The organism is Streptomyces colwelliae (assembly GCF_048158785.1).
Lineage (GTDB): Bacteria > Actinomycetota > Actinomycetes > Streptomycetales > Streptomycetaceae > Streptomyces.
This window is the reverse complement of the sequence record NZ_JBLTJC010000010.1, coordinates 29336-53213: the sequence shown is the minus strand read 5'-3', so window position 1 is coordinate 53213 and position 23878 is coordinate 29336. Positions and strand designations below refer to the sequence as shown.

Annotated in this window: 25 protein-coding genes; 10 read left to right on the top strand and 15 right to left on the bottom strand. The window is 66.0% G+C overall.

Going from position 1 to position 23878, the window contains the following annotated elements:
- The first annotated feature begins 135 nt into the window (after positions 1-135).
- Positions 136-939: an SDR family NAD(P)-dependent oxidoreductase gene (locus ACNFOC_RS03905; RefSeq protein ID WP_416956576.1), complete on the top strand. Its 804-nt coding sequence runs from the start codon at positions 136-138 to the stop codon at positions 937-939.
- Positions 940-1169: 230 nt separating this feature from the next.
- Here ACNFOC_RS03905 and ACNFOC_RS03900 read toward each other — a convergent pair whose 3' ends face one another.
- Both ACNFOC_RS03900 and ACNFOC_RS03895 read right to left on the bottom strand, forming a co-directional pair.
- Positions 1170-1943: a hypothetical protein gene (locus ACNFOC_RS03900; RefSeq protein ID WP_416956574.1), complete on the bottom strand. Its 774-nt coding sequence runs from the start codon at positions 1941-1943 to the stop codon at positions 1170-1172.
- A gap of 89 nt (positions 1944-2032) precedes the next feature.
- Positions 2033-2383 (bottom strand): hypothetical protein, encoded by a 351-nt coding sequence (locus tag ACNFOC_RS03895; RefSeq protein WP_416956573.1) that lies wholly within the window; start codon positions 2381-2383, stop codon positions 2033-2035.
- Positions 2384-2680: 297 nt separating this feature from the next.
- Here ACNFOC_RS03895 and ACNFOC_RS03890 point away from each other — a divergent pair, with 297 nt between their 5' ends.
- The 5 genes from ACNFOC_RS03890 (at position 2681) to ACNFOC_RS03870 (ending at position 7034) form a co-directional block, all read left to right on the top strand.
- Positions 2681-3817: an LLM class flavin-dependent oxidoreductase gene (locus ACNFOC_RS03890; RefSeq protein ID WP_416956599.1), complete on the top strand. Its 1137-nt coding sequence runs from the start codon at positions 2681-2683 to the stop codon at positions 3815-3817.
- Positions 3818-3855: 38 nt separating this feature from the next.
- Positions 3856-4146, top strand: a complete 291-nt coding sequence (locus ACNFOC_RS03885) for a putative quinol monooxygenase (RefSeq protein ID WP_416956570.1) — start codon at positions 3856-3858, stop codon at positions 4144-4146.
- A 159-nt stretch (positions 4147-4305) separates the two neighbouring features.
- Positions 4306-4857: a flavin reductase family protein gene (locus ACNFOC_RS03880; RefSeq protein ID WP_416956568.1), complete on the top strand. Its 552-nt coding sequence runs from the start codon at positions 4306-4308 to the stop codon at positions 4855-4857.
- Between the two features lie 7 nt (positions 4858-4864).
- Positions 4865-5680, top strand: a complete 816-nt coding sequence (locus ACNFOC_RS03875) for a maleylpyruvate isomerase family mycothiol-dependent enzyme (protein WP_416956566.1) — start codon at positions 4865-4867, stop codon at positions 5678-5680.
- A 436-nt stretch (positions 5681-6116) separates the two neighbouring features.
- Positions 6117-7034 (top strand): AraC family transcriptional regulator, encoded by a 918-nt coding sequence (locus tag ACNFOC_RS03870; RefSeq protein ID WP_416956564.1) that lies wholly within the window; start codon positions 6117-6119, stop codon positions 7032-7034.
- 325 nt (positions 7035-7359) lie between these two features.
- Here ACNFOC_RS03870 and ACNFOC_RS03865 read toward each other — a convergent pair whose 3' ends face one another.
- From ACNFOC_RS03865 to ACNFOC_RS03810, 12 genes are all read right to left on the bottom strand, one after another.
- Positions 7360-7782 carry a hypothetical protein gene (locus ACNFOC_RS03865; protein ID WP_416956562.1) on the bottom strand — a complete coding sequence of 141 codons (423 nt, stop codon included), beginning with the start codon at positions 7780-7782 and terminating at the stop codon, positions 7360-7362.
- A gap of 61 nt (positions 7783-7843) precedes the next feature.
- A complete protein-coding gene (locus ACNFOC_RS03860) occupies positions 7844-8287 on the bottom strand; it encodes an FmdB family zinc ribbon protein (RefSeq protein ID WP_416956560.1) in 444 nt (147 codons plus the stop codon).
- Between the two features lie 53 nt (positions 8288-8340).
- Positions 8341-9153, bottom strand: a complete 813-nt coding sequence (locus ACNFOC_RS03855; protein WP_360807156.1) for an N-acyl homoserine lactonase family protein — start codon at positions 9151-9153, stop codon at positions 8341-8343.
- Positions 9154-9233: 80 nt separating this feature from the next.
- On the bottom strand, positions 9234-9560 hold the full coding sequence (locus ACNFOC_RS03850) for a putative quinol monooxygenase (RefSeq protein WP_416956557.1): 327 nt from the start codon (positions 9558-9560) through the stop codon (positions 9234-9236).
- A gap of 89 nt (positions 9561-9649) precedes the next feature.
- Positions 9650-10405 carry an SDR family oxidoreductase gene (locus ACNFOC_RS03845; protein ID WP_416956555.1) on the bottom strand — a complete coding sequence of 252 codons (756 nt, stop codon included), beginning with the start codon at positions 10403-10405 and terminating at the stop codon, positions 9650-9652.
- Entirely contained in the window at positions 10402-11529 is a 1128-nt protein-coding gene (locus tag ACNFOC_RS03840) for an alcohol dehydrogenase catalytic domain-containing protein (RefSeq protein WP_360807162.1), read from the bottom strand. The genes ACNFOC_RS03845 and ACNFOC_RS03840 overlap by 4 nt, the downstream gene beginning before the upstream one ends.
- A 380-nt stretch (positions 11530-11909) precedes the next feature.
- Complete coding sequence (locus ACNFOC_RS03835; RefSeq protein ID WP_360807164.1) at positions 11910-12665, bottom strand: SDR family oxidoreductase; 756 nt, start codon at positions 12663-12665, stop codon at positions 11910-11912.
- Positions 12666-12840: 175 nt separating this feature from the next.
- The gene (locus tag ACNFOC_RS03830; protein WP_360807166.1) at positions 12841-13749 is read right to left on the bottom strand and encodes an alpha/beta fold hydrolase; all 909 of its coding nucleotides are present in this window, start codon (positions 13747-13749) and stop codon (positions 12841-12843) included.
- On the bottom strand, positions 13733-14137 hold the full coding sequence (locus tag ACNFOC_RS03825; protein WP_416956552.1) for a hypothetical protein: 405 nt from the start codon (positions 14135-14137) through the stop codon (positions 13733-13735). The genes ACNFOC_RS03830 and ACNFOC_RS03825 overlap by 17 nt, the downstream gene beginning before the upstream one ends.
- Positions 14134-14961: an N-acyl homoserine lactonase family protein gene (locus ACNFOC_RS03820; RefSeq protein WP_416956550.1), complete on the bottom strand. Its 828-nt coding sequence runs from the start codon at positions 14959-14961 to the stop codon at positions 14134-14136. Before ACNFOC_RS03820 ends, ACNFOC_RS03825 begins: the two co-directional genes overlap by 4 nt.
- 597 nt (positions 14962-15558) lie before the next feature.
- Entirely contained in the window at positions 15559-16263 is a 705-nt protein-coding gene (locus tag ACNFOC_RS03815) for a GntR family transcriptional regulator (RefSeq protein ID WP_360807172.1), read from the bottom strand.
- Positions 16264-16411: 148 nt separating this feature from the next.
- A complete protein-coding gene (locus ACNFOC_RS03810; protein WP_416956548.1) occupies positions 16412-16831 on the bottom strand; it encodes a carboxymuconolactone decarboxylase family protein in 420 nt (139 codons plus the stop codon).
- A 695-nt stretch (positions 16832-17526) separates the two neighbouring features.
- Here ACNFOC_RS03810 and ACNFOC_RS03805 point away from each other — a divergent pair.
- From ACNFOC_RS03805 to ACNFOC_RS03790, 4 genes are read left to right on the top strand one after another with little or no spacing between them, the layout of a single operon-like run.
- Positions 17527-19098, top strand: a complete 1572-nt coding sequence (locus ACNFOC_RS03805; protein ID WP_416956546.1) for a substrate-binding domain-containing protein — start codon at positions 17527-17529, stop codon at positions 19096-19098.
- Between the two features lie 35 nt (positions 19099-19133).
- Positions 19134-20744: a sugar ABC transporter ATP-binding protein gene (locus ACNFOC_RS03800; RefSeq protein WP_416956544.1), complete on the top strand. Its 1611-nt coding sequence runs from the start codon at positions 19134-19136 to the stop codon at positions 20742-20744.
- Positions 20741-21757: an ABC transporter permease gene (locus ACNFOC_RS03795; RefSeq protein WP_416956542.1), complete on the top strand. Its 1017-nt coding sequence runs from the start codon at positions 20741-20743 to the stop codon at positions 21755-21757. The genes ACNFOC_RS03800 and ACNFOC_RS03795 overlap by 4 nt, the downstream gene beginning before the upstream one ends.
- The gene (locus ACNFOC_RS03790) at positions 21754-22803 is read left to right on the top strand and encodes an ABC transporter permease (protein WP_416956540.1); all 1050 of its coding nucleotides are present in this window, start codon (positions 21754-21756) and stop codon (positions 22801-22803) included. Before ACNFOC_RS03795 ends, ACNFOC_RS03790 begins: the two co-directional genes overlap by 4 nt.
- Before the next feature lie 87 nt (positions 22804-22890).
- Here ACNFOC_RS03790 and ACNFOC_RS03785 read toward each other — a convergent pair whose 3' ends face one another.
- Complete coding sequence (locus tag ACNFOC_RS03785; protein WP_416956538.1) at positions 22891-23787, bottom strand: LysR substrate-binding domain-containing protein; 897 nt, start codon at positions 23785-23787, stop codon at positions 22891-22893.
- Positions 23788-23878: the final 91 nt, after the last annotated feature.

The window sequence follows — 23878 nt, the reverse complement described above, 5'->3', positions numbered from 1 at the left end:
CCAGCCCACCGGCGTCACAGTCAACGGCCTCGTCATCCACCCCACCTGCCAGGACTGATAACGCCACCCCCAGCCTCGTGGTCGGCGATCGGCAGCACCGGCCAGCCACCGGCACACGAAGAAGGAGCACCTCTCATGAGCAGCATCACCTCCCACCGCCCGCTCGCCCTGGTGACCGGGGCCTCCGCGGGCATCGGCCACGAACTCGCGAAGCTCTTCGCCATCAACGGGTTCGACCTGATCGCCACCGGCCGCAGCGAGCACACCGACCAGGCAGCGGCCGACCTCTCGCAGCACGGCGTCCACGTCACTCCCGTGCGCGCCGACCTCTCCCGGAGCGAGGGCGTCGAGACGGTGTGGCGGGCAGTGCGGGAGACCGGCCGACCGCTCGACGCCGCGGTCCTCAACGCCGGCCGGAGCATCGGCGGGGCCTTCCTCGACACCGACCTCGACGACGAACTCTCCCTGATCCAGCTGAACGTGGCCTCCGTCGTCCACCTGGCCAAGCACGTCGCCCGGCACATGGCCGGCAACAGCCGCGGCCGCATCCTGATCACCTCGTCGCTGTCGGCAACCTTGCCCACCCCCTACGAGACCGTGTACGGGCCCTCCCGCGCCTTCACCCGCATGTTCGCCCTCGGACTGCGCGAGGAACTCAAGGAACACGGCGTCAGCGTCACCTGCCTCATGCCCGGAGCCACCGACAGCGACTTCCACGCCAGCGCCGGCATGAACAACACCGCCTTCGGCCCCGGCATGAAGAAGAACAGCCGCAAGGAAGTCGCCCGCCAGGGCTTCCTCGCCCTGATGAACGGACGTGCCGAGGTCGTCGGCGGCGACACCGCCACCAAGCGCACCGCCATCGAACACCGCTTCCTGCCCGAGACCTACAAGGCCGCCCGCCACGCCATCAAGGCCAAGCCGCGCCCTGAGCACTAGGCAACCATTGACTTCGAAGCTCGGAGGATCACGAGCCGAATGCGGCCCCTCACGTTTCGGGCCCGGGTTGGCTCGCAGTCGGGGGCGCGCTGCCGACTACTGCACGCGGCTCTGTGTTGTCGACGGCCGGCAGCCACGAGCTTGACGCGCTTGCGGAGTAGCGGAGTGCCGCCCAACTGACGCTTGCGAAACTTGATGTCCGTGACTCTGCCCTCGACGCAGCCCGAACTTCATCCCGTGCTCAGGCCGAGGACGACGGCGTCGAGGTCGGTGAGCAGGCCGTCGGCGAAGCCGCGGAGGCCGATGGCGGAGTCCGCTCGGGCTGCGGCGATCCATTCGGGCAGGCGGCTCGCGCTGCGGAATGCCATCATCGCGGCGAAGGAGCGGACGTGTCCGGTGGCGGCTTCGAGTTCGGGGCAGCACGCCAGGATGGCCTTGAGTTTCTGCTGGTCGTCGTCGTTCATGCGGTCGGGGTTTCGGGTGATCCAGCTGGTGACCTTGCGGATGCCGTGTGGCCGGTGTGGGGGCGGGGCGTCGGCGGGCAGACGGCGGAAGCGCCGGAGGTAGTCGCGGAAGACGGAGTAGGAGCCGGTGAAGCCGCGCTCACGGAGTTCGGCGTGGAGCTTGGCGCCGTTGGTGTGGCCCTGGTGCCACCGCTGGTGCGGGTAGGGCTTGTAGGGGTCCAGGGTGCTGGGGAGGTTCTGCCAGCGGCCGGTGGCCGGTTCCTCCCAGGTGACGGCGCGGGCATAACGGCGGACGGTGTTCCGGGACAGCTTCAGTCGGCGGGCGACGGCCCGGATGTTGAGACCCTGGGGACCGATCAGATCGTGCACGGCGGTGTGGTGCTGCTGGACCCGCTCGGTCAGCCGACCCGCGTGGGAGAACGGCGGGTGCAGGACTTCAGGGGGTGACTCCGGGGCAGGTGCCGGTTCGCGAAGGCAGGAACTGTGCTTGCTGACCACGGACTTCACGGCTTCGGCGAGGTCGTACCAGACGTGCCACAAATCGGCGACCTGGACGGCGTTGGGGGCACCGGTGCGAGCGCCGTCCGCGAAGGCGCCGCCACGGTCGCGGCAGATGATCCTCCCCAGGCTCAGCGCGTGGTGTCGCTGACCGGAGCCGACAGCCGGGCCGCCAGGCGTTCACCGGCGCGGCCCGCCAAGGCCACCGCAATCGCGCCCAACATGCCCTTGAGGTGCGAAGTCCGCCGGCCGTAACGCACGGTCAGTCCATCGTCCTGCTCGGCGAACGTCACTCTCGCGCAGCCCGGGTTGTCGCAGAACAGGCGCCGGATGGTCCACGTGATGACACTCGCCGGCCTCCGACTGCGTCGTCGGCGAGCCGGCGCTCGTAGCCGCTGTGCCGACGTCTCGACAGAAACCTCGCAGTCCAGACATGACGCCGAGATCGTCGATGCCGTACTCGCCACGATCTGACCGAGCATCCCGCCGTCCGTGACGGAGCGTCACCGGCGCACGGAAGCATGACCGGCTGCACGGAAATCTTGGAAGGGCCACGATTCACTCGTCGCCGACGCTGTTCCCGCACCGCGTTCTCTGACGAAGGCTTTACGACTGAACCAGATGTTCCTGCATCGCTGGGTCGGGTTCTCTGACAGACGGACATCGGCGTTATTTTTCGGATAGTGATAGCGCCCACAGATGGCTACCTTGTGACAGCCAGGTAGCCCAGTCGTTTCGGCTGGTACTCATCTCGACGTGACCGGAGTAACTCCGTGACCATGCCCGTGCATCAGCAGGACACCTTCGGCGTCGGAGAAGTCGATGTCGCCACCACACCCATGATGAACGACCAGAAGTTCAAGCTCGGGGTTTTCGCCTTCAATTGCAGCGGCGGCATCGTCAACAGCCACGCCCCCACATCCTTCCGCGTCACCTGGGAGCAGCAGAAGAGAATCGCTCAGCTCGCCGACAGGAGCGGCTTCGAAGCGATCGTTCCCATCGCGCGGTGGCGAGGATTCGGTGGTGAGACGAACTTCAACGGCGTTTGCTACGAAACCTTCACGTGGGCAGCGGGCCTTGCGGAGGCCACGGAGAACATCCACGTCTTCACCACGTGTCACCTGCCGACGGTGCATCCCATCGCGGCCGCCAAGATGGCCACCACCATCGACCACATCTCCAACGGCCGTTACGGCATCAACTTGGTCATGGGCTGGTTCACGCCGGAAATGGAGATGTTCGGCAAGAAGCAGCTGGAACACGACGACAGGTACGCGTTCGGTAGCGAGTGGGTCGAGTTCGCCGAAGAGCTGTGGACCAAGGACGGCTCATTCGACTTCGACGGCAAGTACTTCCAGTCCAAGGGCGTCGAGGCATACCCGAAGCCACTGTCGAAGCCCCGGCCCCTACTGCTCAACGCCGGCACGTCACGCGCCGCACTGGAGTTCAACGCCAAGCACGTCGACGTCAACTTCACCGCTCTCGACACCCGCGAGAGCATGAAGGAGTACTCCGACGCGATCAAGGCCCGGGCGAAGAACAGGTACCAGCGCGACATCCAGGTCATGACCATGGCGCTGGTCGTGTGCCGCGACACCGAAGCCGAAGCCAAAGCGGTGCACCAGGAGATCATCGACCAGGGTGACTGGCCGGGTGCGCGCAACATCATGAGTGTCCTCGGGATCGAGAGCCAGTCGTCGAACGCGCAGATCGAGAAGATGCAGGAGCGGTTCATCGCCGGCTGGGGCGGAATCAACCTGGTCGGCACGCCCGAACAGGTCGTCGAGCAGTTCCAGCAGCTTTCCGATGCCGGAATGGACGGCGCCTTGATCGGATTCCTGGACTACGCCGAGGAACTCGAGTACTTCAACGAGAAGGTCATGCCCCTGATGCGTGATGCCGGCCTCAGGCACTGATCGACCGGCCGTGCGTCGTCTCCGGAAAGGGAGGAAACGTGACCTTCACGGTTGTCGCTCGATACACCGTCATCGATGGACACACTGACCGGCTCCTGGACCTGCTGCGGCAGGTACGGGAGGAGACTCTGAAGGAGCCCGGTTGCATTTCGTACGAACCGCATCGATCGGCCGACGATGAAAATGTCTTTTTCATCGTCGAGAGGTACCAGGAAGCAGCTGACTTCGATCACCATTTCTCCACACCTCACGTGAAGGACATCGTGTTCGGGCAGATTGTTCCTCTGCTGTCGGATCGAGTGGTCACCAAAGGACCGCCCATCTTCTGACGCTCGGTCAGAAGAAGCGGCCGTGGCCCCTTTTCGGCATACCGCTGAAGACTCGCGGTCTTTCAATCGAATTGTGCCGCCGATGCCGTCGGCTCTGGCGGCACAATTCATCCCACGGATTTCCCCAGTTATCTGGAAAGTGATGGGAGCATCATGTCCATGTCATCCGACACCATGCCAGAAACTCTTCTGGTCGAGGAACCCCTCAGCCCACGGAATCTGCGCAAAACTCTGGGGCTGTTCTGCTCAGGTCTGACCGTCATATCCGCCGCCGACGAAACCGGTCCGATCGGCTTCACGTGCCAGTCGTTCGCCTCGCTCTCTCTCGATCCGGCGCTGGTGAGCTTCAATCCGGCACGTACCTCGACGACCTGGCCGCGCATCCGCGCCGTGGGCAACTTCTGCGTCAACGTCCTGGCGACGCACCAGGAAGAGATCTCGAACGCCTTCGCCAGGTCCGGCGCCGACAAGTTCGCGGGTGTGCACTGGTCGCCCGCACCATCCGGGGCCCCCATCCTGGACGGTGCCATCGCGTGGGCCGACTGCACCGTGTGGGCGGAGTACGACGGTGGCGACCACACGATCGTCGCCGCGGAGATACGGACGCTGGGCTCCGATTCGACTCAGCATCCACTCGTATTCTTCGGCGGCAAGTACGGGCTTCCTGTGCCTGCGGGCAACGCCTCCACTGTCACCGGCAAGGAAAGGTGAGTAACTCGTGACCAGGGAAGCAGCTCAGGAGTTCCCCGCCCTGCGGCGCGACGTAGAGCGCGTCATCGGGACGCTGACTCGCGAAGAGTGGATGATGGACTCGGCCTGTGCCGGGTGGCGGATCCGTGATGTGGTGGCCCACATGGCCGCGAACGCTCATGAGGCCATTGATCCCATCCCCGAACCCGAGGGCGCGCCGCCGCTCCCATCGAACCGTGAACGACAGCACGATGTGCGTGTCGACCGGCGCCGGAACCGTTCGATCGAAGAGATTCTCGAAGAGTTCCACACCTATGTCCCGCTGTTCGAGCAGAAACTGCTCGCCCAGCAGGAAGAGCCTCAAGCGTCGGTTCCCGTGACGATCCCGACTTTGGGAACCTATCCAACGCACGCCCTCGCCAACGCCCAGGTGTTCGACTACTTCTGTCATCTGCGGCACGACATCCTGCGGCCGTACGGGCCTGTCGATCCCACCCCGGCGGCCCGAGCCCTCGAGCCAGTGAGCCAAGCCGCACTGTACGCGGCGGTGCAGTGGATGATGTGGGGGCTGCCGCAGATGCAGGGCTCGTTGCTCGACGAGACGGTGACGGCGCCCGTGACCTTCGAGTTCACTGGCGCCGGGGCGAGTGTGTGGACGGTCAGCCGGTGCATGGACGGAGGCCTGAGCACTGGCGAGGGCGACTTCGGAGCGGTGCGCGTGATTTCGGACGCAAGTGCGTTCGTGGCGTGGGGAACAACCCGGCGTCCTTGGGTGGACCACTGCAAGATCGACGGCCGGCAAGAGCTCGCTGTTCCACTGCTCGATGCACTGGACATCGTCTGACCCGTCGTTCCGACAGTCTCGATGGAGCAGCGAGTCCATGCCGGACGACAGGGGTGCCGTGGTGGGCGGCGTGTAAAAGTGAGAGCCGTTATCGGTGATGAATTCGCGGAACGGATAGTCGCGACGTTCTCTGGATAGTGACACCCGCCCACACTTGCTCTATTGTCTTGCGCAAGTCTAGGCCATGCGGTTTCCCATGGTGGCGGGTGGAGGTGGCGAAGTGATCACAGGCTTGAGCGGCGATACTCAAGGCCGCTCCGGAGTGGAATCCAAGCGAGTGCAGCGAGATGCGGGAGATCTTCTTCGCAGCTCTGAGCCCGCCATGCCGGCACCGGGGAGCCTCCTTTCGCGCGTCCCTGATCGATCTTCTCGGCAGCCGGATCCGCAACTGCGGCCCGACACCGTGAGGACCAGGGACTTCGAAGAGGCCCATGACGTGATTGCGTCCGTTTACGTGCCTCATGAATTGAAGTCTCACGACGGGAAACCGCTGGACTTCAAGTTTCACTTTCTACGGTCCCAGCAACTGCTCATCGGGCACCTCGGTTACGGGGCGGACGCCGAGTTGCTGGTCCCGCAGATGGTGCAGAACTACCACCTCAACCTGACCATGCAGGGCAGGAGCAGGGTGACACAGGCCGGCCGGCGTGTGGTGACGACGGGGATGTGGCAGGGGGTGATGGTCCGCCCGTTCGATGACTTCACCGTCCGCTGGAGCCCCGATGCCCTGCAGTACGCCGTCCTGCTGCCGAGCAAGGCGGTCGAGGAACATCTGGGAGTGTTGCTGAACCGTCCTGTGGAAGGGCCGATCGATTTTTCGCTCGGCTTCGACATGACCACAGGAGCCGGACAGGGCCTGGTCTCAGCGGTCCGCTTTCTGCGTTCTGAACTCGCCCGGCCCGGAGGCGTCGCTGAATTTCCGCTCGCCCTGAGGCAGTTGGAATCATTCGTGTTGACTCAACTGCTGTTGGCCGTGCCGCACAGCTATAGTGACGAGCTCTGCACGCCGACGAAGCCGGCGCAGCGCAATAGGATCAAGGACGTCATCGACCTTGTCGATTCGCAACCTGAGTCGGACCTGTCCATCGCGCGTCTGGCCGGGGTCGCAGGTGTCAGCGCGAAGTCACTGCAAGTGGGATTTCGTGAGGCCACGGGAATCACACCGATGGCATACGTTCGAAAAGTCCGTCTCGAACGAGTCCGAAATGAATTGATGGCCCTGGCCGGTCGGCGTTCCATTACCGACATCGCCACACACTGGGGATTTCTACACCTAGGCCGATTCTCCTCGTATTACCGGCAGCAATATGGTGAGACTCCCACGGAGACCGTCCGAAAGGCATTGCGTGGCTGAACAATTCGCCGACTTTCCCAGTGATTTGGTGGGGATTCAGGCCGAGCGCCGCCACAGGTGAGCTGACCGGCGCGGCGGACCATCGGCGAGCGCGTTGTGTCGGATCCGCCTCGGTGAGCGTCTCTCCGAGCAATCGTCCTGCCTTGGCGCCCGGGCGGTGAGGCCGGCGCAGTACTCGTTCTCGTAGTCCGTCGGGCTCTTGAACCCGCACCCGCTGTGTGTACTCGACCTTGAGAACGCTGTCGAAAGCCTCGCTGACAGCGTTGTCGAAACACGAGCCGACCCGGCCCATGGACTGGGTGACGCCCAGCTTGCGGCGCGGACGTCACCGCACCGGGTGGCCCCAGCCATGTTCAGCGCGGCCACGACCAGCTCCGCAATCATGGTGGGCGCCCATCACGTAGCCGAGCAGGCGCCGGGACAGCAGGTCAATGACCGTGGCGAGGTGGAGCTTGCCCTTCTCGGTGACGATCTCCGTCATGTCGTCCTCCCAGACGAAGTCCCGCTTGACGAAGGCGGGGGCAGCGGACCGCTTGCCCGGCCTGGTCAGCCCGCTTCGGCGTCTTACCACCCGGGCGACGAGGCCGAGTTCGGCCATCAGCTTCGCGACGGTGTTCACCGAGCTGCGCCAGCCCTTGCGGACCAGCAGAATGAAGATCTTCGGGTGATCGGCGTGCACTTGGACCAGCTCGACGACGTCGTGACGCGACGATGACGGAGGCCCGCACAGCACTGGCCGCCGCACCACGGCCCGTGACGGTGCGGGATGTCCGGGCCTTGCTGGGCAGGCGTACTGAGGGGCGGGGAGATCACTCTCCCGGGTTCTGCCTCGCCGGAAACTGGTGTGAGTGCGGATGGGGGTGCGGGTGCGCGTGGTGGCGCGGCTTGATCGCGCCCGACGCCAGCTCGTCTGCCGTCAACGGGGCGGCGTGGTAAGGGCCTTCGTGGGCAACGACGGGTGAGCGTTTCTCGGCAAGTTCCGGGTGGCGCTCCTCCAGTGCCGCGCGTGCGTCGAGGGTGCGGCGCCAGTGCGCGATGTACTCGGTGTTGCCCTGGTGGGTCCCGTCCCAGGACTTGGGCGCGGCGTCGGCGGTTGCGGGCAGCCGAGCCTGGCCGAGCAGGGCAGCGCCCGCGGACGGCAGGCGCCGGGTCGGCCGGCCGCAGTCGGCGCATGGGGGCGGGGGCGCGTCGGGGCCGCTGACCATCGCCTCGAAGCGGGTGCCGCACGCGCAGGCGTAGTCGTAGATTCGCATGGTGACCGTCCTTGGGCCGGGGGCCGGCGATGCCCGCCCCCGGCGGTGTGTCATCAGGAGTAGAAGGCGGGGGTGACCTTGAGCTGGGTGATCTGCTCCTCGTCGTGCCCGAACACCACGGTGGCGTTGGTCCGCTCGGCGATGCTGCGGATCTTCTCCACCGAGGCGAACCACTTTCGGCTGTCGTACACGACTCCGGCGCCGACCGACGGGGGGCCGTAGCTCTCGGAGCGGTAGACGGCGTCCGACGTGAAGATCATGGTGCCGCTGTCGGGGAGGTCGACCTGCAGGGACATGGTGCCCCAGGTGTGGCCGGGGGTCTGCAGCAGGGTGACCCCGGGCAGGATCTCGGTGTCGCCCTCGACCGTCTCGAAGTGCAGTCCCGCGTAGTCGTTCTTCACGTGGGCGCCGAGGTTGTACCCCTCGAAGCCGAAGGCGCCTTCGTACTCGTCCTTGCTGCAGATGACCCTCGTGCGTGGAGCGTCGTTCCACAGGTCGGCCTGGCCGGCATGGTCGAAGTGCAGGTGGGACAGGACGAGATGATCGATGTCGTGGGGCTCGTAGCCGAGTTGCTCCAGCCGCGAGTCCAGCCACTGGTCCTCGGTGACCTCATCGACGGGGAAGTACTCCTGCAGGCCTGTCGGGGCCCAGCGGGTCTCCCAGTCGCGGGGCACACCGGCGTCCCAGAGCAGCTTGCCCTCGGGGTGGTCGATGAACACACAGTGCGTGGGCACGCCGACCCACTGCGCGGGCCTGTTCTTCTCCGCGCGCGACGCCATCACCCTGGAAGGGTCCAGGAGCAGCCAGGTGAGGTCGGCGTGCATGGTGCCGGTCGGCAGGATCTGCAGCTTGATGTTGTCCGGCATGGTTCACGTCCTCAAAGTCCGTGTCGGGGACGGGGGTGGAGTGCTGCTGGAGGTTCGCGCTGTGCGGGTGGCCGCGCCGGTCACGGGCGTTCTCCCGTTCCCTCGTAGACCCGTACCGTGCGGGCTGCGAGCCGCGGAATGATCTCGGTCTTGCCAATGGTCTCGAAGTGATCGGTCTTCAGGTGGGCGTCGAAGCCGGCGGCGTCCACGTACCGCTCCAGGACGACGACGTGGGCCGGATCTTCCGCGTCGCGGAAGAACTCGTAGCTGATGTTGGCCGGTTCGGTCCGGCTTGCCGCGGCGAGGCGTGCGAGGTGGCCGAGCACCACTTCCTCGGTGCCTTCCCGCAGCCGGTAGTCGGCGATGACCTGGAATCGTGCGACCTGCTGGGCGTCGTTGCTCACCATGGCGTTCTCCCCTTGCAGTCTTCTGCGTTCGTTGTCCGTACGATCAGGGCGCCTGCCGAGCCCGGACGGTTCGACGGGCACGGTCGAGGTCAGCGGCCCCAGATGGAGGTACCGCCGTCGACGGTCAGCACGCTGCCCACCACGAACCCTGACTCTTCGGACGCCAACCAGACGATGGCGTCCGCGATCTCCTCGGGCTCCGCCATCCGGCCGACAGGAGCACGGCCGTCGAGCGAGGCCCGCAGGCTCTCCGGCTCCGGCGACTCGGCGAGCATCTTGGCGAAGTACGGCGAGTTGACGGTGCCGGGCGCCACGGCGTTCACCCGAATGCCCTGGCCGATGTGGTCCACCGCCATGGCCCGGGTCAGGGACGCGATGGCCCCCTTCGACGCCACGTAGGCGGCGCGGTCGGCGATGCCCTGGGCCGCCGTGTACGAGGCGACGTTGACGATGCGGCCGCCGGTCTTGGCGAGCTCGGGGATGGCGTACTTCGAGCAGAGGAAGACACCCTTGGCGTTGACCGCCATCACACGGTCCCAGTCGGCTTCCTCGATGGTCTCGACGGTGCCCCGGAACCCGAAGCCGGCATTGTTGACCAGGACGTCGATCCTGCCGAAAGACTGCACCACGGTGCTGATCAGCGCCGCGACCCGGGCACTGTCGCTGACGTCCACAGACACCGCCTTGCCGGGCGTCTTCAGCTCGGCGACGGTGCGGGCGGCCGCGCCCTCGTCGACGTCGGCTGCGACGACCGTCCAGCCGCGCTCGGCGAACCGCAGCGCGGTCGCGCGACCGATGCCGCTGCCCGCACCGGTGACGATGACGACCTGCCCTTGTCCACTCATGCCGGCTCCTGCTCGTTCGCGAGATCGATGATCTGGCGCAGGACCGATCCCGCGTGGAGGTCGTCCATCGCCTTGTTGATGTCAGCGAGGGCTATGTGGCCCGTGATCAGCTTGTCCAGTGGCAACCGGCCTTCGAGGTACAGGGCGGCATAGCGCCTGATGTCCTCGGCGGGGTCGCCGGAACCGAGGTACGAGCCGATCAGTGAGCGCGCCTCGGTGACGAGGGAGAGCGGCGAGATGGTCAGCTGCGTCGAGGGGTGCGGCAGGCCGACCGTGACGGTCCGACCGCCCGGACGCGTCAGAGCGATCGCCGTCTCCAGCGCACGTAGGTTGCCGGTGCACTCGACGACGAGGTCGTAGCGCGCGTCGGCGGCGACCGCGTCCTGCGGGGTGAGCGAGCGCGTCGCACCGAAGCCCCCGGCCCGGGTGAGCTTTCCGGGCAGGACATCGACCGCGAGGACCGCTGACGGCTCGGCGCTGGCGGCGATCATCATGGCGGCGAATCCGACACCGCCCAGACCGACCACCGCGACCGACTCCCCGGGCTTCAGTCCTCCGGCGTTGAGCACGGCGCCGCCGCCGGTCAGCACCGCGCATCCGAGCACGGCGGCGACGTCGGCTGGCACCTCGGGCGGAACGACCACGAGCGAGGCGATGTCGACGATGGCGCGGGTCGCGAACGACGACACGCCGCCGTGATGGTCGATGTGCCCGCCGCGCCGGCGCAGCCGTCGCCCGCCGCCCAGCATTTCACCGCGCGCGTTGGCGGCGCTCCCGCGCGAGCACAGGGCCCATCCGGGGCTGGTGCACGCCTCGCAGGTGCCGCAGATCGGGAGGAAGGTCATGACGACGCGGTCACCAACCGCGACACCGTCGGTGTCGGGCCCGCAGCGCACGACGGTGCCGCTGCCCTCGTGGCCGAGCAGCATCGGCACGACGACCTCACGGTTGCCGTTGACGCGGGAGAGGTCCGAGTGGCAGACGCCCGCCGCCTCCATGCGGACCTCGACCTCGCCAGGTCCGGGGTCGTCGAGTTCGAGCACGTCCACCGTGATCGGGGTCGACTTCGACCACGGCTCGGCGTCACCCACCCGTTCGAGGACTGCGCCTCTGATCCGTGTCATTGGGGACCATCTCCCTTCACCTTCGTGCTGTACATGTCGGTTTCGCGGACAGATGTGCCGAGGGCTTCACCGGGCGCATCCGCTGCCTCTCCGTGATGCGTCCTTCTGCGGCGTCAAGGCCGGACGACGGCTCTTGGGTCACGGGGGTCAGGGGCAGGCGCCGCTTCAAACAGAGTGGGCGGGCCGGCCGGAGGCTCTGGATCAGCTTCCGAAAACCGACAGCCATATGACCGTAATACCGTAATCGGCAATGTCAAGGGACCGGGACGGATCCCGTCAGGATCGACATCGAGCGAGGCCGGCGTGGGACTGCGCGGCCGCCCACCTGGGCATCCTGATGGCCGTTGACTGACACCCTCACGCCCTGCGGGCAAGGGGGGTCAGCGACCCCAAATGGACGTGCCGCCGTCGACGGTGAGCACGGTGCCGACGGCGAAGCGCGACTCGGAGCCGGCCAGCCAGGCGATGGCATCGGCGATCTCCTCCGGCTCGGCCATGCGGCCGATCGGCGCGCGACCGTCGAGTGAGGCTCGCAGCTTCTCCGGGTTGTCGGACTCGGCGAGCATCCTGGAGAAGTACGGGGAGTTCACGGTCCCCGGTGCGACCGCGTTGACGCGGACGCCCTGGCCGATGTGGTCGACGGCCATGGCCCTGGTCAGTGCCGCGATCGCGCCCTTGGAGGCGACATAGGCGGCACGGTCGGGGATGCCGACCTGGGCGGTGTAGGAGGTGACGTTCACGATGGCGCCGGATGTCTTGACCAGTTCAGGAAGTGCGAACTTTGAGCAGAGGAAGACGCTCTTGGTATTGACGGCCATCAGTCGATCCCAGTCGGCTTCGGAGATCGTCTCCACCGTGCCGCGGAAGCCGTACCCGGCGTTGTTGACCAGGATGTCGAGCCGCCCGAACGCCTCGACCGTCGCGGCGACCATCTTCTGCACGTCAGCGGAACTGCTGACGTCGGTGCAGGTTGCCACTGCCCGCTTTCCGGCCAGGCCCGCCGTTTCCTCTGCTGCCGCCAGGTTCTTGTCCGCGGCAGTCAGCGAGGCGCCGAGTGCGGCCAGCCTCAGTGCCGTCGCCCGGCCGATGCCGCTGCCGGCGCCGGTGACGATCGCGGTCTTCCCGTGGAAATCCATGGATGCTCCTCAGTCAAAGGTGTTGATGTGGCCCAGGGCGCGGCCTTCGTGGAGTCCGTCCATGGCCCCCGCTGCTTGTGTCGTACCGCCGAATGTCCTCGGCAGGGGAGCCCACGGAGAGCCGATCGCGCATGGGTGACCAAGGCCAGTGGGGCTGCCACACCGCATGTGTTGATCATGTTCCTGCTGCGGTCGCCGGGTTCTCGGGTGGCGCCGTAGCGGTGTCAGCTTCGCTGATCTCGTCGAGGGCCGGCAGGAGGTATTCGCGAAACAGCGCGTAGTTCTCCGCCATCGGGAAATGCCCGATCCCTGCCATCCGCCCGCCACGGGCGCCGCTGATCCTGCTGATGGCTTCCTGGGTTTCGTCGGCCGTGCAGGCATGGTCGTACTCACCGGTGAACAGATAGACGGGGCACCGCTTCGTGTCGAACTCCCCTGTCTTCTCCGTCAGGTCCAGGTCCTCGGAGTAGAAGTAGGTGTCGCCCCGGTAGATGCCCGGGCCGCCCTGGCTGTAGATCCACCACACCTCCCGGCGCCATTCCTCCGGGCTCGACGGGGCCATCAGGCTGTAGGTCCAACTCGGCACCGACTGCTGGGCGTTGACGTCCGGACGCAGCGACCAGTCCTGGAACCGGCCGTGCACCTTGAGCGCACCGGACAGGCCGATGACGGCACGCCAGCGGTCGGGGGTGCGCCGGGCCAGTTCCAGCACGATCGAGCCGGCCATCGAGCACCCAAGGACGATTGGGGAGCGCAGTTCGAGCGCGTCGGCGAAAGCATGGATGATCTGGAGGTAGGAGTCCGTCGTCAGCAGGTACTCCTCACGCCACCAGCCGTCGGGAGGCAGGGAGCGGCCGTGCCACGGAAGGTCGAAGGCGATCACGCGATACCGAGAGGTCAGCTCCCGGTCATTGATCATCTGCCGGAACTGCCGCGAGTCGGCGCCGGCCGTGTGCAAGCACAGCAGCACCGGGCCTGAGCCCGCTTCTTCGAAATAGATGCGGTAGCGCACACCGCCCGCAGTGAGATGGACGTAACGTCCGACCGTCTCTTCCAGGACGACCGGTTCACTGGATTTCGACATTCTTCCCCAATTCCACCAGGCGCGTAATGACCCGCAAATTACGAATGAGTGTGAGCCGACCTTTGCGTAGTTCGATTCCCTGAGAATGCTTGAGCAGAGCCAGGAGATCGTGCCGGAGCGGCTGGGGTGGGCCGTGGAACAGCTCGGTCCATGTGTGGAGATCCGCGCACAGGGTTACGGTTTCTCCGTCAGATTCTTCACTGTCGCCGAGGGCCAGTGTTCCCGCTCGATAGGTCAGCTTGATTTCTCGACCGTCACTCACGACAAGCTCGATCAGGAAATTGCTGAACCTACCCGTGTGGCACAACTCGGGGTCTGCCCAAGCGTGTTCGATCCATCGCCCGATCCATGATTCATCGGGAAAACTCGCGGTGCCCGATGCGGTCACCATTCCTCCTTGGATCCGATAACGGCGGCGTGTTCCCCCAGATCGCCCCGTTGAGGGCGGAATCGCTGGAGTGTCGAGGCGTCGTGGCCCGTCACCAGGTGGCGCACTCCAGACGCCTGCAGGTCACGGACGGTCTGGAGTCCGCTGTACGTGTCGAGAAGGCTGGTCAGCGAGACGAAGGGCATGTCCCGCTCCACCTCCTCGTAGAAGTGCACCGCGTCGGACGCGAGCAGTGTCGATCCCTCTGAGGTCTCCACCAGTACAGCCAGCTGACCTGGGGTGTGCCCGCTGATTTCCAAGAGGGTGATGCCGGGCGCGGGCGAGTATCCGTTCTCCACGAAGATCATGCGGCCCGTTTTCGCGGCAGCAACGATTTGATCGATCTCCTCGGCTTCGGTGAACTGCCGGAGAAGGGTCTTGTCGGAGATCTCGGAGGTCCAGAAGTCGTATTCGCGCCGGGACATGAAGACGGTGCTGTTCGGCAGGGAGCCGAGATTGCCGATGTGATCGTAGTGGGCGTGGGTGACGATGACGTCGTTCTGGGCCTCCGGGTCAATGCCCAGGGACCGCATCGCTGTCACGGGGTCCACACACGTCGTGCGTTGCCTCTTGCGGCCCGCCTCGCTGTTGAAGCCGGTGTCCACGATGAATGTTCGGTTGGAGCCGCGGACCACCCAGAAGAAGTAGTCGACAGTCATAGGCCCGTCGGAGAGGCCGTAGAACTGGTAATTGAGGAAGACATCGCTGCGCAGGGTTTCTCTGGTGCCGTAGCGAACAATGGTCACCTCGTAGAGGTCTTCAGGAACCGCCTGTTTGTTGCTCATCTTTTCTCCGTGAGGTCGCGTCAACCCAGAGTGCTGGGCCGCCGCAGCGGCCGCCTGCCGGGGACTCCTCGAGAGGCGTAGAACGCCGGTGGCGCTTCGGACGCACAGTGAACTGAGCAGAGCCACCGGAGGAGTCGAGCGAGGGAGAACAGCCGGCCCGCGGTCGTCGCGAAGAACGTGACGAACGCGAAGTCGGACTACCCCGTCAAACTGCCGACACCGACCGCGACGGTGGTCCTGGCCCCATGTCCGGCAAGCGGTAGCCAAGGACCTGTGGGCACTGTGGTGTCCGCTGTGGCCACGGGAATGTCGATGCCTTTCGGATGGAGCCAGCCAGCTACGGACGGCCTCATCGGGGCGGGGTGACTGCGTCCATCCTCTCACCAGCCTCGGTGAGAGGACGATATTACGGTATGACGCTATGAGCAAGGCTTTTCTGCTGCTCTGGGAGGTGTACATCCCGGCGGTGGCCTCAAGGGAGGTGGCGCGCGCAGGGCGCCCGGCTCCTGTCCGTCGGGCGTTGCTGGGCCGACGAGACGTGTGATGCACAGAATGCGCTGTAGATGGTCAGGGGTGTGGCGAGGCCCGCCTTTGTGATCAGGCCTCGGCGGCCCGCCTGGCTTCGCGCGCAGAGCGCATGGCGGTGGCGGCCGCTCCCACGTGCTCCAGGCAACGGATCCGGGCCAATTCCGGGTCTCGGCGCACGACGGTGGCTTCCACGATGCCCTCCAGTTCCCGCAGCGTGTGGGGGAGGCGCCCCTCGGCCTGCAGCGACAGCGAGCGCAGCATGCGGATCTGGGTGTGGATGTTGCGCAGGGCCGTACCGATGACACCGTTGCCCGACCCCTCGATCAGGGCGTCATAGAAGCTGTCCTTCACCTCCAGCAACCTGGCAAGCGAGCCGTCGGCGAGCGCCGTACGCACCTGATCCAAAGCACGTAGGAGCTGCTCCCGCTGGGCGGGCGTGGCTCGCTCGGCGAACAGCTGGCCGGCCAGGCCCTCAAGGGCCCCGCGCACCTCGTACAGCGAGTCTGCCTCCTGGTCGGAGAGCACCCGCACTACAGGACCCCGGTTCGCCACGATGTCGACCAAACCCTCGGCCTCGAGATGCCGAAGGGCCTCACGGATCACCGTCCGGCTCACGCCGTAGCGCGCACACAGGACTTTCTCCACCAGCCGCTCACCTGGTTGGAACTGCTCCCCAGAGATCGCGTCGCGAAGCCGTTCGATCACCTGCTGACGCAAAGGGGCAGCCATCCTGGGAACGGCATCGACGGTCGAATCTGCAGCCTCAGTCGTCATGTTCCTGATAATACGGTAACACCCGATGTACTAGTCGAGGAGGGCGAGGGCATGGCGGCATTCCGGGTGGTCGCGGGGGTCCCAGTTGCTGACGGAGCCGCGCCTTGGTCCCGGAGCGATGAGGGGGACCAAGACACGGAAGACGAGGTCAGTTGGAGCCGGAACCGCCCTCGTGCACCGTGACGGTGGGCTCCAGACCATCGGCCCCCACTACCTCGCGCCACGCGTCGAAGCCTGCCTGGAAGGCGACGATGCCGGCCTCCGGCAGGGCGATCTCGATGGCTTCGAGGATCTCCCCCGGACTCAGCCCGAGGTCCAGTGCGACGCGGATGTGGGTCTGGATGTGACCCTTCGAGGCCCGCATCACGGTGAGGCTGACGATGAAGATGAGTTCCTTGGTCGCGCGGTCCAGCTTCCGCTGCTTGAGATAGGCGCTCGACACCAGGTTGTTGGCCGCCGTCAGGACGTCGAAGTCCTGCTTGGCCATCACCTTGTGGTAGTCCAGCACGTAACCGCGCGCGCGAGCCATGTCGTCGATGTATGCCTGAGCCTCGGCCTCGGTGGCCATGCGGCTCTCCTTTCGTTGTACGGATGGATGTTGCCGATGTGGCGCGGGCGGCGCCTACGCTCAGCGCAGCTTGGCGCCGACCATGCGTTCAACGCACGGGTAGGTGGACGACGCGACGCAGGGGCGCAGCCCTGGCCGCTTCGCCCGTGCCCGCAGGTTTGGGCGCTCATATGGATTCCGACACGGAGTGGTCCGCGCGTGCGAGGTTGCCGCCGTGAGCGCGCGGCATTGATGCTCGCTCCGAGAAACGGGACCCGGCCCGCAACGCGTGTCAGCCCATCCGTCATGTGCTGGATCTCCTCGCGAAGCGGGCGGCAGGCCGGCGTGCGACTCTTGGAGCGCCTGAGTTCGCGGCCTTCGCCGTGTCCGTGGGGCGGCGACCCGTCATCCGGAGGGAATGAGTCGCCCCCGGCGGAACAGTATTACGGTAATACGAGTCGGGCAAGTATGTGACTCCCCGTTGTGCGAGCGGCAGATGCCGGGCGCCGGCTTGATGGAGCCAGGCGGGGGCCGATCCGCCGGGCTTGGGCCCGACTCCCCCCTGTGAAGCCGCTGTTTGCGTGCGCCCTTGCGTGCGAGGAGCCCCAGCTCAAGACGAGCGAGGCCCAGGTCATCGCGGATGTTCTCCTCGGTAGGACCCGCACTCGATCAGAGGGTGTTGGGGTGCGGAGTGTCGAGGATCTTTGTCCGCCCCCTTGTCTGCACATGTCGACGGTATTACTGTCTGCTCGCCGCAGTGCATCGGGCGGTGCGACGATCAGGCGCGGCAGATCGGCCGCGAAGGAATCGGCGTCGAGCTTCCGGCGAACCACCGGCACGCCGGCCCGGCGGGCCCATCCGACCCAACCGCATTTCCCTCCATCTCCTTCCGGGACAACCAGATCGAACCGGATGAAAAAAGTCTCACGATCACTGAGGGAACGGGCGCTCAGCGACAGCCGAATGGATCCGACGGCGAGGATCACGGTTATTTTCGCCAGGCCTCAAGACGTATACAGCGCGGGTTACGCATGCGGCAGATGCAAGCCCCTCCGATGAAGGAACTCACCTTGTTGAAACGAACCCAACTTGCCCTGCTTGCGGTCCTCGCCGCACTGGTCCTGGCAGCCGCCGGGTGCGCCGGATCGAACGGAGCAGAATCCGGCACACAGAAGTCATCACAGCAGGGGCTGAAATCACTGCCGAGCGACATAAGAGCGGCTTACACGGACTTTGACGGGCCGACCGGCTCATCGCCCTTCGCGAACTTCAAGCCGAAACAGGGCCCTCCGTGGACCATCGGCTACGCCAGCTCGTACGCCGGCAACACATGGCGATCCGGGTCGCTCAACCAGCTGCAGAAGGTCCTCGTCCCCGCCTACAAGAAGGCCGGGCTGGTGGACAAGCTGATCGTGACCCAGTCCAACCTGAATGACTCGACGCAGATCCAGCAGATACATCAGCTGGTCAACCAGGGCGCCGACATCATTCTGCTGTGCTGCTCGTCCACCGCGATCAACCCTGCGGTCACCTACGCCCAGGCGCGCGGCGTTCCCGTCGTGACGTTCTCGGGATTCACGTCGGCCGAGGGATCCGTGAACGTGTACGGCAACTACGTCCAGGGCGGTGCCGCCATGGCCGACTTCGTGGCCAAGCAGATGGGTGGCAAGGGCAACATGCTCTATGTCAACGGCATTCCCGGAGCCGCGTCCAGTGACAGCGTCGACAGGGGCGTCAAGGCTGTCCTGAAGAAGTACCCGAACATCAAGCTGGTCGGAACCGTGGCCGGACAGTGGACCGATCAGATCGCGAAGACCGAGGTCCTGAAGTTCCTCTCCACCCACCCGGAGCGCATCGACGGCATCGTCACCCAGTCCGCTCAGGAGATCGGCGTGATGCAGGCCGTGCTCGAATCAGGGCGCAAGCTGCCGCCGATGACCATCGGCGGTGAGAAGGGCGCTGCCTGCTACTGGACGAAGCACCCGGAGTGGAAGACCCGGCTGTTCAACGTGTGGCCGCCCGGAAGCGAGGCGACCGGTGCCATGAGCATCATGGTCCGCATCCTCCAGGGGCAGGGTCCCAAGGTCCAGTCGATCACCCGGAAGCTCACCGAGTACGGCATCGACGACATCCGCAAGATCACGCCGAGTGGCTGTGACGTGAACGACGCGACCTGGATCGAGCCCGCGGAATGGTTCTCGGAGAAGTATCTCGACAACTTCTTCCTGCGGCCCAAGGCGCCGCTCGGCAAGGACGTGGCAGTCCCGGGCAGCGGGAGCACGGGATGACACGTACTACGCGCCGGAACCGGAGGGAGGACACCTTGACGGCCGAGGTCACTTCCGGTCCGCGGGACGCGAGCGTGACCGCACGGGACGACATCGCGGACGATGTGCTCTGCGTGCGCGACGTGCACAAGGCCTTCGGTGACACCAAGGCGCTGCAGGGCTGTTCGTTCACCGCCCGGCGCGGCGAGGTCCACGCGATCGTGGGGGAGAACGGCAGCGGCAAGAGCACGCTCGCCAAGATCATTTCGGGTGTCTTCCCCGCCGACTCGGGGACCGTCGAACTGCAGGGCGGCACGCCGGGCAGCCCCGCGCATGCGCGAAGCCTCGGTGTGGCCACCGTCTTCCAGGAGGTCCTCCTGGCGGAAGGCATGACCGTGTTCGACAACCTCTTCATCGGCGCGGAGGCACCCCGGACCCGGAAGGGGCCCAGGGCCGAGCAACTTGGCCGCGCCGCAGAGGTGTTCACCGGGCTGCTCGGTGAACCACTCGACCTGTACGGCCTCGTTGACGACCTTCCGTTGAGCAAGCGCCAGTGGGTCACCATCGCACGGGCTCTGCTCAGCGAGCCGCAGGTTCTCATCCTCGACGAATCCACGGCCGCCCTGGACCACTCCGGAGCAGAGCGGCTGTATGAGGCGGCGGTCCGCCTCAAGGCCGCAGGGATGTGCGTGCTCATCGTGACGCACCGGATCGAGGAACTGACGAGGTTCGCCGATCGGGCCACCGTCCTGCGCAACGGGGTGGATGTCGGCACGCTCGAGGGCTCGCAGATCACCGAGAACCGTCTCCTGGAGATGATGACCGGCGATGCCGCCAACTTCGGCGAGGGGGCGGCGACCGCCGCACATCCGCCGCCCGTGCTCCATGGAGAGCGTGCCCCCGTGGTACGTGCGACCGGTGTACGCCTCCGCCATGGTGCGACGCCGTTCGAACTGGACGTGGCCGAAGGCGAGATAGTCGGCGTCATAGGCCTGGACGGCCAGGGACAGGCCGGGTTGATCCAGGCAGTGGCCGGCATCCGGCCCGCGGCCGAAGGCACGATCACCGTCGCCGACAGGCAGGGGAACGAGCTGCGGATCACCAGGCAGAAGGACGCGGTGAACGCCGGCGTCGCCTACATCCCCGGTGACAGGAAGCTCGAAGGTACCTTCCCCAACCTGTCGATCCTCGAGAACTTCGGTATGCCCCTGTTCCGCACCCAGCGGTCCGGAGGCGTGATTCGATTCGGAGCCGTGCAGAAGGCTTTCGAGGAGCAGCGGGCAGCGTTGTCGATCCGTCTGAACCGGCCCTCAGCGCCCATCGGCACCCTGAGCGGAGGCAACCAACAGAAAGTACTCATCGGCCGAGCACTCGCAGTCGATCCCGGGGTCATCCTGCTCAACGATCCCACCCGTGGGGTCGACATCTCCGCGAAGCACAGCCTCTACGACCTGCTGCGTCAGCTCTCCTCGCAGGGAAGCACCGTCCTGTTCCTCTCCTCGGAGATCGTGGAGTTCATCGGACTCTGCCATCGCGTCGCCGTGTTCCGCGACGACTCGCTGTTCACGATGTTGGAGGGCGAACAGATCACTGTGGACGGCGTACTCGCCGCCATGTTCGGCCAGGCAGACGGCCGTCCCGACGGGGACAGGGAGTTGGGATCATGACCGCGAAAAACAGTTCCCTCCTTCGTCGGCTCGCCGATCGCCATGGATATGCGGCTGTTCCCGTGAGCCTGCTGGTGTGTCTGCTGGCGCTTGCCGCGGTCCGCGGCCCCCACCTGTTCACCAGCGACGGAGCGGCGTATGCGATCGTCAGCGCCGCACCGCTCATCATGGCCACGATGGCCCTGACTCCCGTCGCCATGGCCGGCCGGGGAGGGGTGGACCTGGCGATCGGGCCGCTCGTGGGCTTCGTCAACGTGAGCCTGGTGTTCTGGCTGATCAAGTCCGGAGTGACCAGCCCCCTGCTCATCATCGCCTTCGCGATCGGGGTGTCGGTGCTCTTCGAGGTCGTCCAGGGCCTCCTCATCGCCGGTCTCAGACTGCAGCCGGTCATCGTGACGTTGAGCGGATTTCTGGTCCTGGCCGGTGTCAACCTGATGATCACCGACAAGCCCGACGGCATGGCGCCCGCCTGGCTGACCGCCTGGGGTGCCCCGACGTCGGTGTTCTCCCCCGTAACGGGTGTCCTCGTGGCAGGTTTCGTCGTGTGGACGCTGATCGCGCGGACCTCTTTCTTTCACAACCTGCGGGTTATGGGGTTCAACGAGCGCACCGCGTTCGCAAGCGGCGTACCACTCGTCCTCACGCGTGTCGGCGCCCACGCCATCGCCGGTGTCTACGCCGGTCTCGCCGGGGTGCTCTACACCGCGGTGATCGCCTCGGGCGATCCGGCGTTCGGTCAGCAGTACACGCTGATCGTCGTCACCGCGCTGCTGCTCGGCGGCATCAGCGTCGGCGGCGGACGCGGGGGCGCGCTGGGTGCGGTCGTCGGGGCGATCGATGTCTTCCTGATCAGTGATGCCCTGGCGACGTTCGACTTCGGGGCCGCTGCCAGCTTCGTGGTGCAACTGGTGTACGGCCTGATTCTGGTTCTCGCGTTGGCGGTCGGGACCGTCTTCACGAGGAGCGGTCTGCGAAGGCGACGTCGCCATGGCCGAGTGGAGGTGCTCGCATGAGTGGGATGTCCGCGCGGAACGAAAACCCCGTTACCGGTGACGGCCACGTGCAGCCGCGCGCTACGCGTGCTGTTCTGCGCAAGTCGGTGCAGAACAGCAGCCTCATGGCCGGCGTTCTCGTGGTCGCCCTCGTCCTCACCGGCATGCTCGCCGTGGACGGCTTCGGGTCGGGCACGAACCTCAAAACCATGCTGGTGTTCGGCGCCTTCCTGGGCATCGTGTCCATAGGCCAGACGCTGTGTGCACTCCTCGGCGAGCTCGATCTCTCGATCCCGTTCGTCGTCGGCGCCGCCAACATCGTGATGCTCTGGCTCCTCGGCCAAGGGCTGTCCTCGTGGTCCAGCGTGCTGATCGTCGTCGCACTGGCGCTCGTGGTGGGCACGGTCACAGGCCTGATCAGTTACTTCCAGCCCGGAAGATCCCTGATCCTGAGCCTGGGCATGGGCTTCGCCGTGCTGGGAGGCGCGCAGATCGTCGTCAGTGTCGGTGCCGACCAGGCGGGGACCGTGTACGGCCGCGTTCCCGGATGGCTCACCGACGCCGGGTCCGCCAACGGCAGTTTCCTCGGGACCGGCGTCGGACTCACGGTGTGGCTGTGGGCCGCGCTGTCCGTCGTGGTCATCCTCGTCCTGCGCCGCACCTGGCCGGGGCGCGGTCTGTATGCCATGGGAGGCAATCGGACGGCTGCCGAGAGAGCCCTGGTGCCGCAACTCGGCATCTGGCTGGGCACCTTCGCCCTCAGCGCCGCGATGGCATCGGTCGTCGGCATCCTGCTGCTCGGGTTCAGCGGAGGCGCCTTCGCGGATGTCGGCCGCCCGTACCTGTTCACGACGGTCGCCGCGGTCGTCGTCGGTGGCACGTCGCTGCTTGGTGGCCGCGGCGGATACGGGGCCACGGTGCTGGGCGTCGCGGTCATGACCCTGTTGGGGACTGTTCTCGTGGGACTGGGGCTGTCCGCAGCGGCGCAGCAGGCGGTGCTCGGTCTGCTCATCGTGCCCATGGTCGCCCTGTACGGGCGTCAACCACATCCCCGCACCCAGATATAGGGCAGTGCACCGAAGTGGTTCCCGCCATGCGCACAGCACGGCGGGAACCACTTCCGTGCTGTCCGGCGGCAACGCGGGCGTCCAGGCTCAGGCGGCGAGGGGGGCCTGCTGCTCGGAGAGGGCGGCCAGGTGCGCCCTGACCTGCCGTACGAAGGCCCGCAGGTTCGCGGAGCGGGCGTCACGGCGCCAGGTGAGCCATGTCTCCGCCCGTCCAAGGTCACCCTGGATGGGGTGGCAGGTCACCCGGTTGCTTCCGGGCAGGGACTCGTAGAGGCAACGCGGCATCATGCAGATGCCGGCTCCTGCGGCCACGCACGCGAGCATGCTGTAGTAGGACGAGATTTCCACCATCCTTCCGGGTTTGATGCCGCTCTCCTCCAGCCAGTCCTCCAATCGCTGGCGGTAGGAGCAGACGGTGCCGAAGAGGAAGACAGTCGGGTTCGACTGTCGGAAATCGTCATCGATCGTCTTCACCGGCTCGGGGGTGAGGATGACCAGATTCTCGGTGAACGCGTGCATTCCCGTGAGAACCGGGGAGGCGGGCGGGCCGTCGGTGAAGACAGCGCTTACCTGACCGTTGAGAACATGATCGAACAGCATGCCGGAGGCTCCGGCTTCCAGTTCGAGATCAACTTCCGGGTAGCTCAGATGGAACTCGGCCAGCAGCGAAGGGATCCGTACGGCAGAGGTGCTTTCGAGAGCGCCGATGCGGAATCGGCCGTGAGGCCGCTCGCCGTTGGCCAGGGACTTCGCCTCGTCGGCGATGTCGATCAAACGCCGCGCGTATTCGAGGAACGCCTCCCCTTCGGCGGAGAGGGTGACCTGTCGCTTGTCACGCAGAAGCAGGTCCATACCCAGCTCCTTTTCCAGGTGCCGGATACGGGTGGAAACGTTGGAAGGGGCTCGTAGCAACTTCTCGGCAGCGGCGGTGATCCCGCCATGCTCGGCCACAGCCACGAACATCTCCAGCTGGGCGAATTCCATCGTTCTCTCTCGCTGAAGTTTAGGTTCTGAAACTGCTCGTTCACAGCAGCGTGACACTCTCCTAACCTTTTATCAAGCGGTCACCGGCCCT

Excerpts from the sequence above, each read along its gene's own strand:
- ACNFOC_RS03905 (WP_416956576.1), top strand. The coding sequence starts at position 136 with ATGAGCAGCATCACCTCCCACCGCCCGCTCGCCCTGGTGACCGGGGCC.
- ACNFOC_RS03895 (WP_416956573.1), bottom strand. The coding sequence starts at position 2,383 with ATGCTCGGTCAGATCGTGGCGAGTACGGCATCGACGATCTCGGCGTCA.
- ACNFOC_RS03890 (WP_416956599.1), top strand. The coding sequence starts at position 2,681 with ATGCCCGTGCATCAGCAGGACACCTTCGGCGTCGGAGAAGTCGATGTC.
- ACNFOC_RS03880 (WP_416956568.1), top strand. The coding sequence starts at position 4,306 with ATGTCATCCGACACCATGCCAGAAACTCTTCTGGTCGAGGAACCCCTC.
- ACNFOC_RS03860 (WP_416956560.1), bottom strand. The coding sequence starts at position 8,287 with ATGCGAATCTACGACTACGCCTGCGCGTGCGGCACCCGCTTCGAGGCG.
- ACNFOC_RS03855 (WP_360807156.1), bottom strand. The coding sequence starts at position 9,153 with ATGCCGGACAACATCAAGCTGCAGATCCTGCCGACCGGCACCATGCAC.
- ACNFOC_RS03850 (WP_416956557.1), bottom strand. The coding sequence starts at position 9,560 with ATGGTGAGCAACGACGCCCAGCAGGTCGCACGATTCCAGGTCATCGCC.
- ACNFOC_RS03845 (WP_416956555.1), bottom strand. The coding sequence starts at position 10,405 with ATGAGTGGACAAGGGCAGGTCGTCATCGTCACCGGTGCGGGCAGCGGC.
- ACNFOC_RS03840 (WP_360807162.1), bottom strand. The coding sequence starts at position 11,529 with ATGACACGGATCAGAGGCGCAGTCCTCGAACGGGTGGGTGACGCCGAG.
- ACNFOC_RS03835 (WP_360807164.1), bottom strand. The coding sequence starts at position 12,665 with ATGGATTTCCACGGGAAGACCGCGATCGTCACCGGCGCCGGCAGCGGC.
- ACNFOC_RS03830 (WP_360807166.1), bottom strand. The coding sequence starts at position 13,749 with ATGTCGAAATCCAGTGAACCGGTCGTCCTGGAAGAGACGGTCGGACGT.
- ACNFOC_RS03820 (WP_416956550.1), bottom strand. The coding sequence starts at position 14,961 with ATGAGCAACAAACAGGCGGTTCCTGAAGACCTCTACGAGGTGACCATT.
- ACNFOC_RS03815 (WP_360807172.1), bottom strand. The coding sequence starts at position 16,263 with ATGACGACTGAGGCTGCAGATTCGACCGTCGATGCCGTTCCCAGGATG.
- ACNFOC_RS03810 (WP_416956548.1), bottom strand. The coding sequence starts at position 16,831 with ATGGCCACCGAGGCCGAGGCTCAGGCATACATCGACGACATGGCTCGC.
- ACNFOC_RS03795 (WP_416956542.1), top strand. The coding sequence starts at position 20,741 with ATGACCGCGAAAAACAGTTCCCTCCTTCGTCGGCTCGCCGATCGCCAT.
- ACNFOC_RS03790 (WP_416956540.1), top strand. The coding sequence starts at position 21,754 with ATGAGTGGGATGTCCGCGCGGAACGAAAACCCCGTTACCGGTGACGGC.
- ACNFOC_RS03785 (WP_416956538.1), bottom strand. The coding sequence starts at position 23,787 with ATGGAATTCGCCCAGCTGGAGATGTTCGTGGCTGTGGCCGAGCATGGC.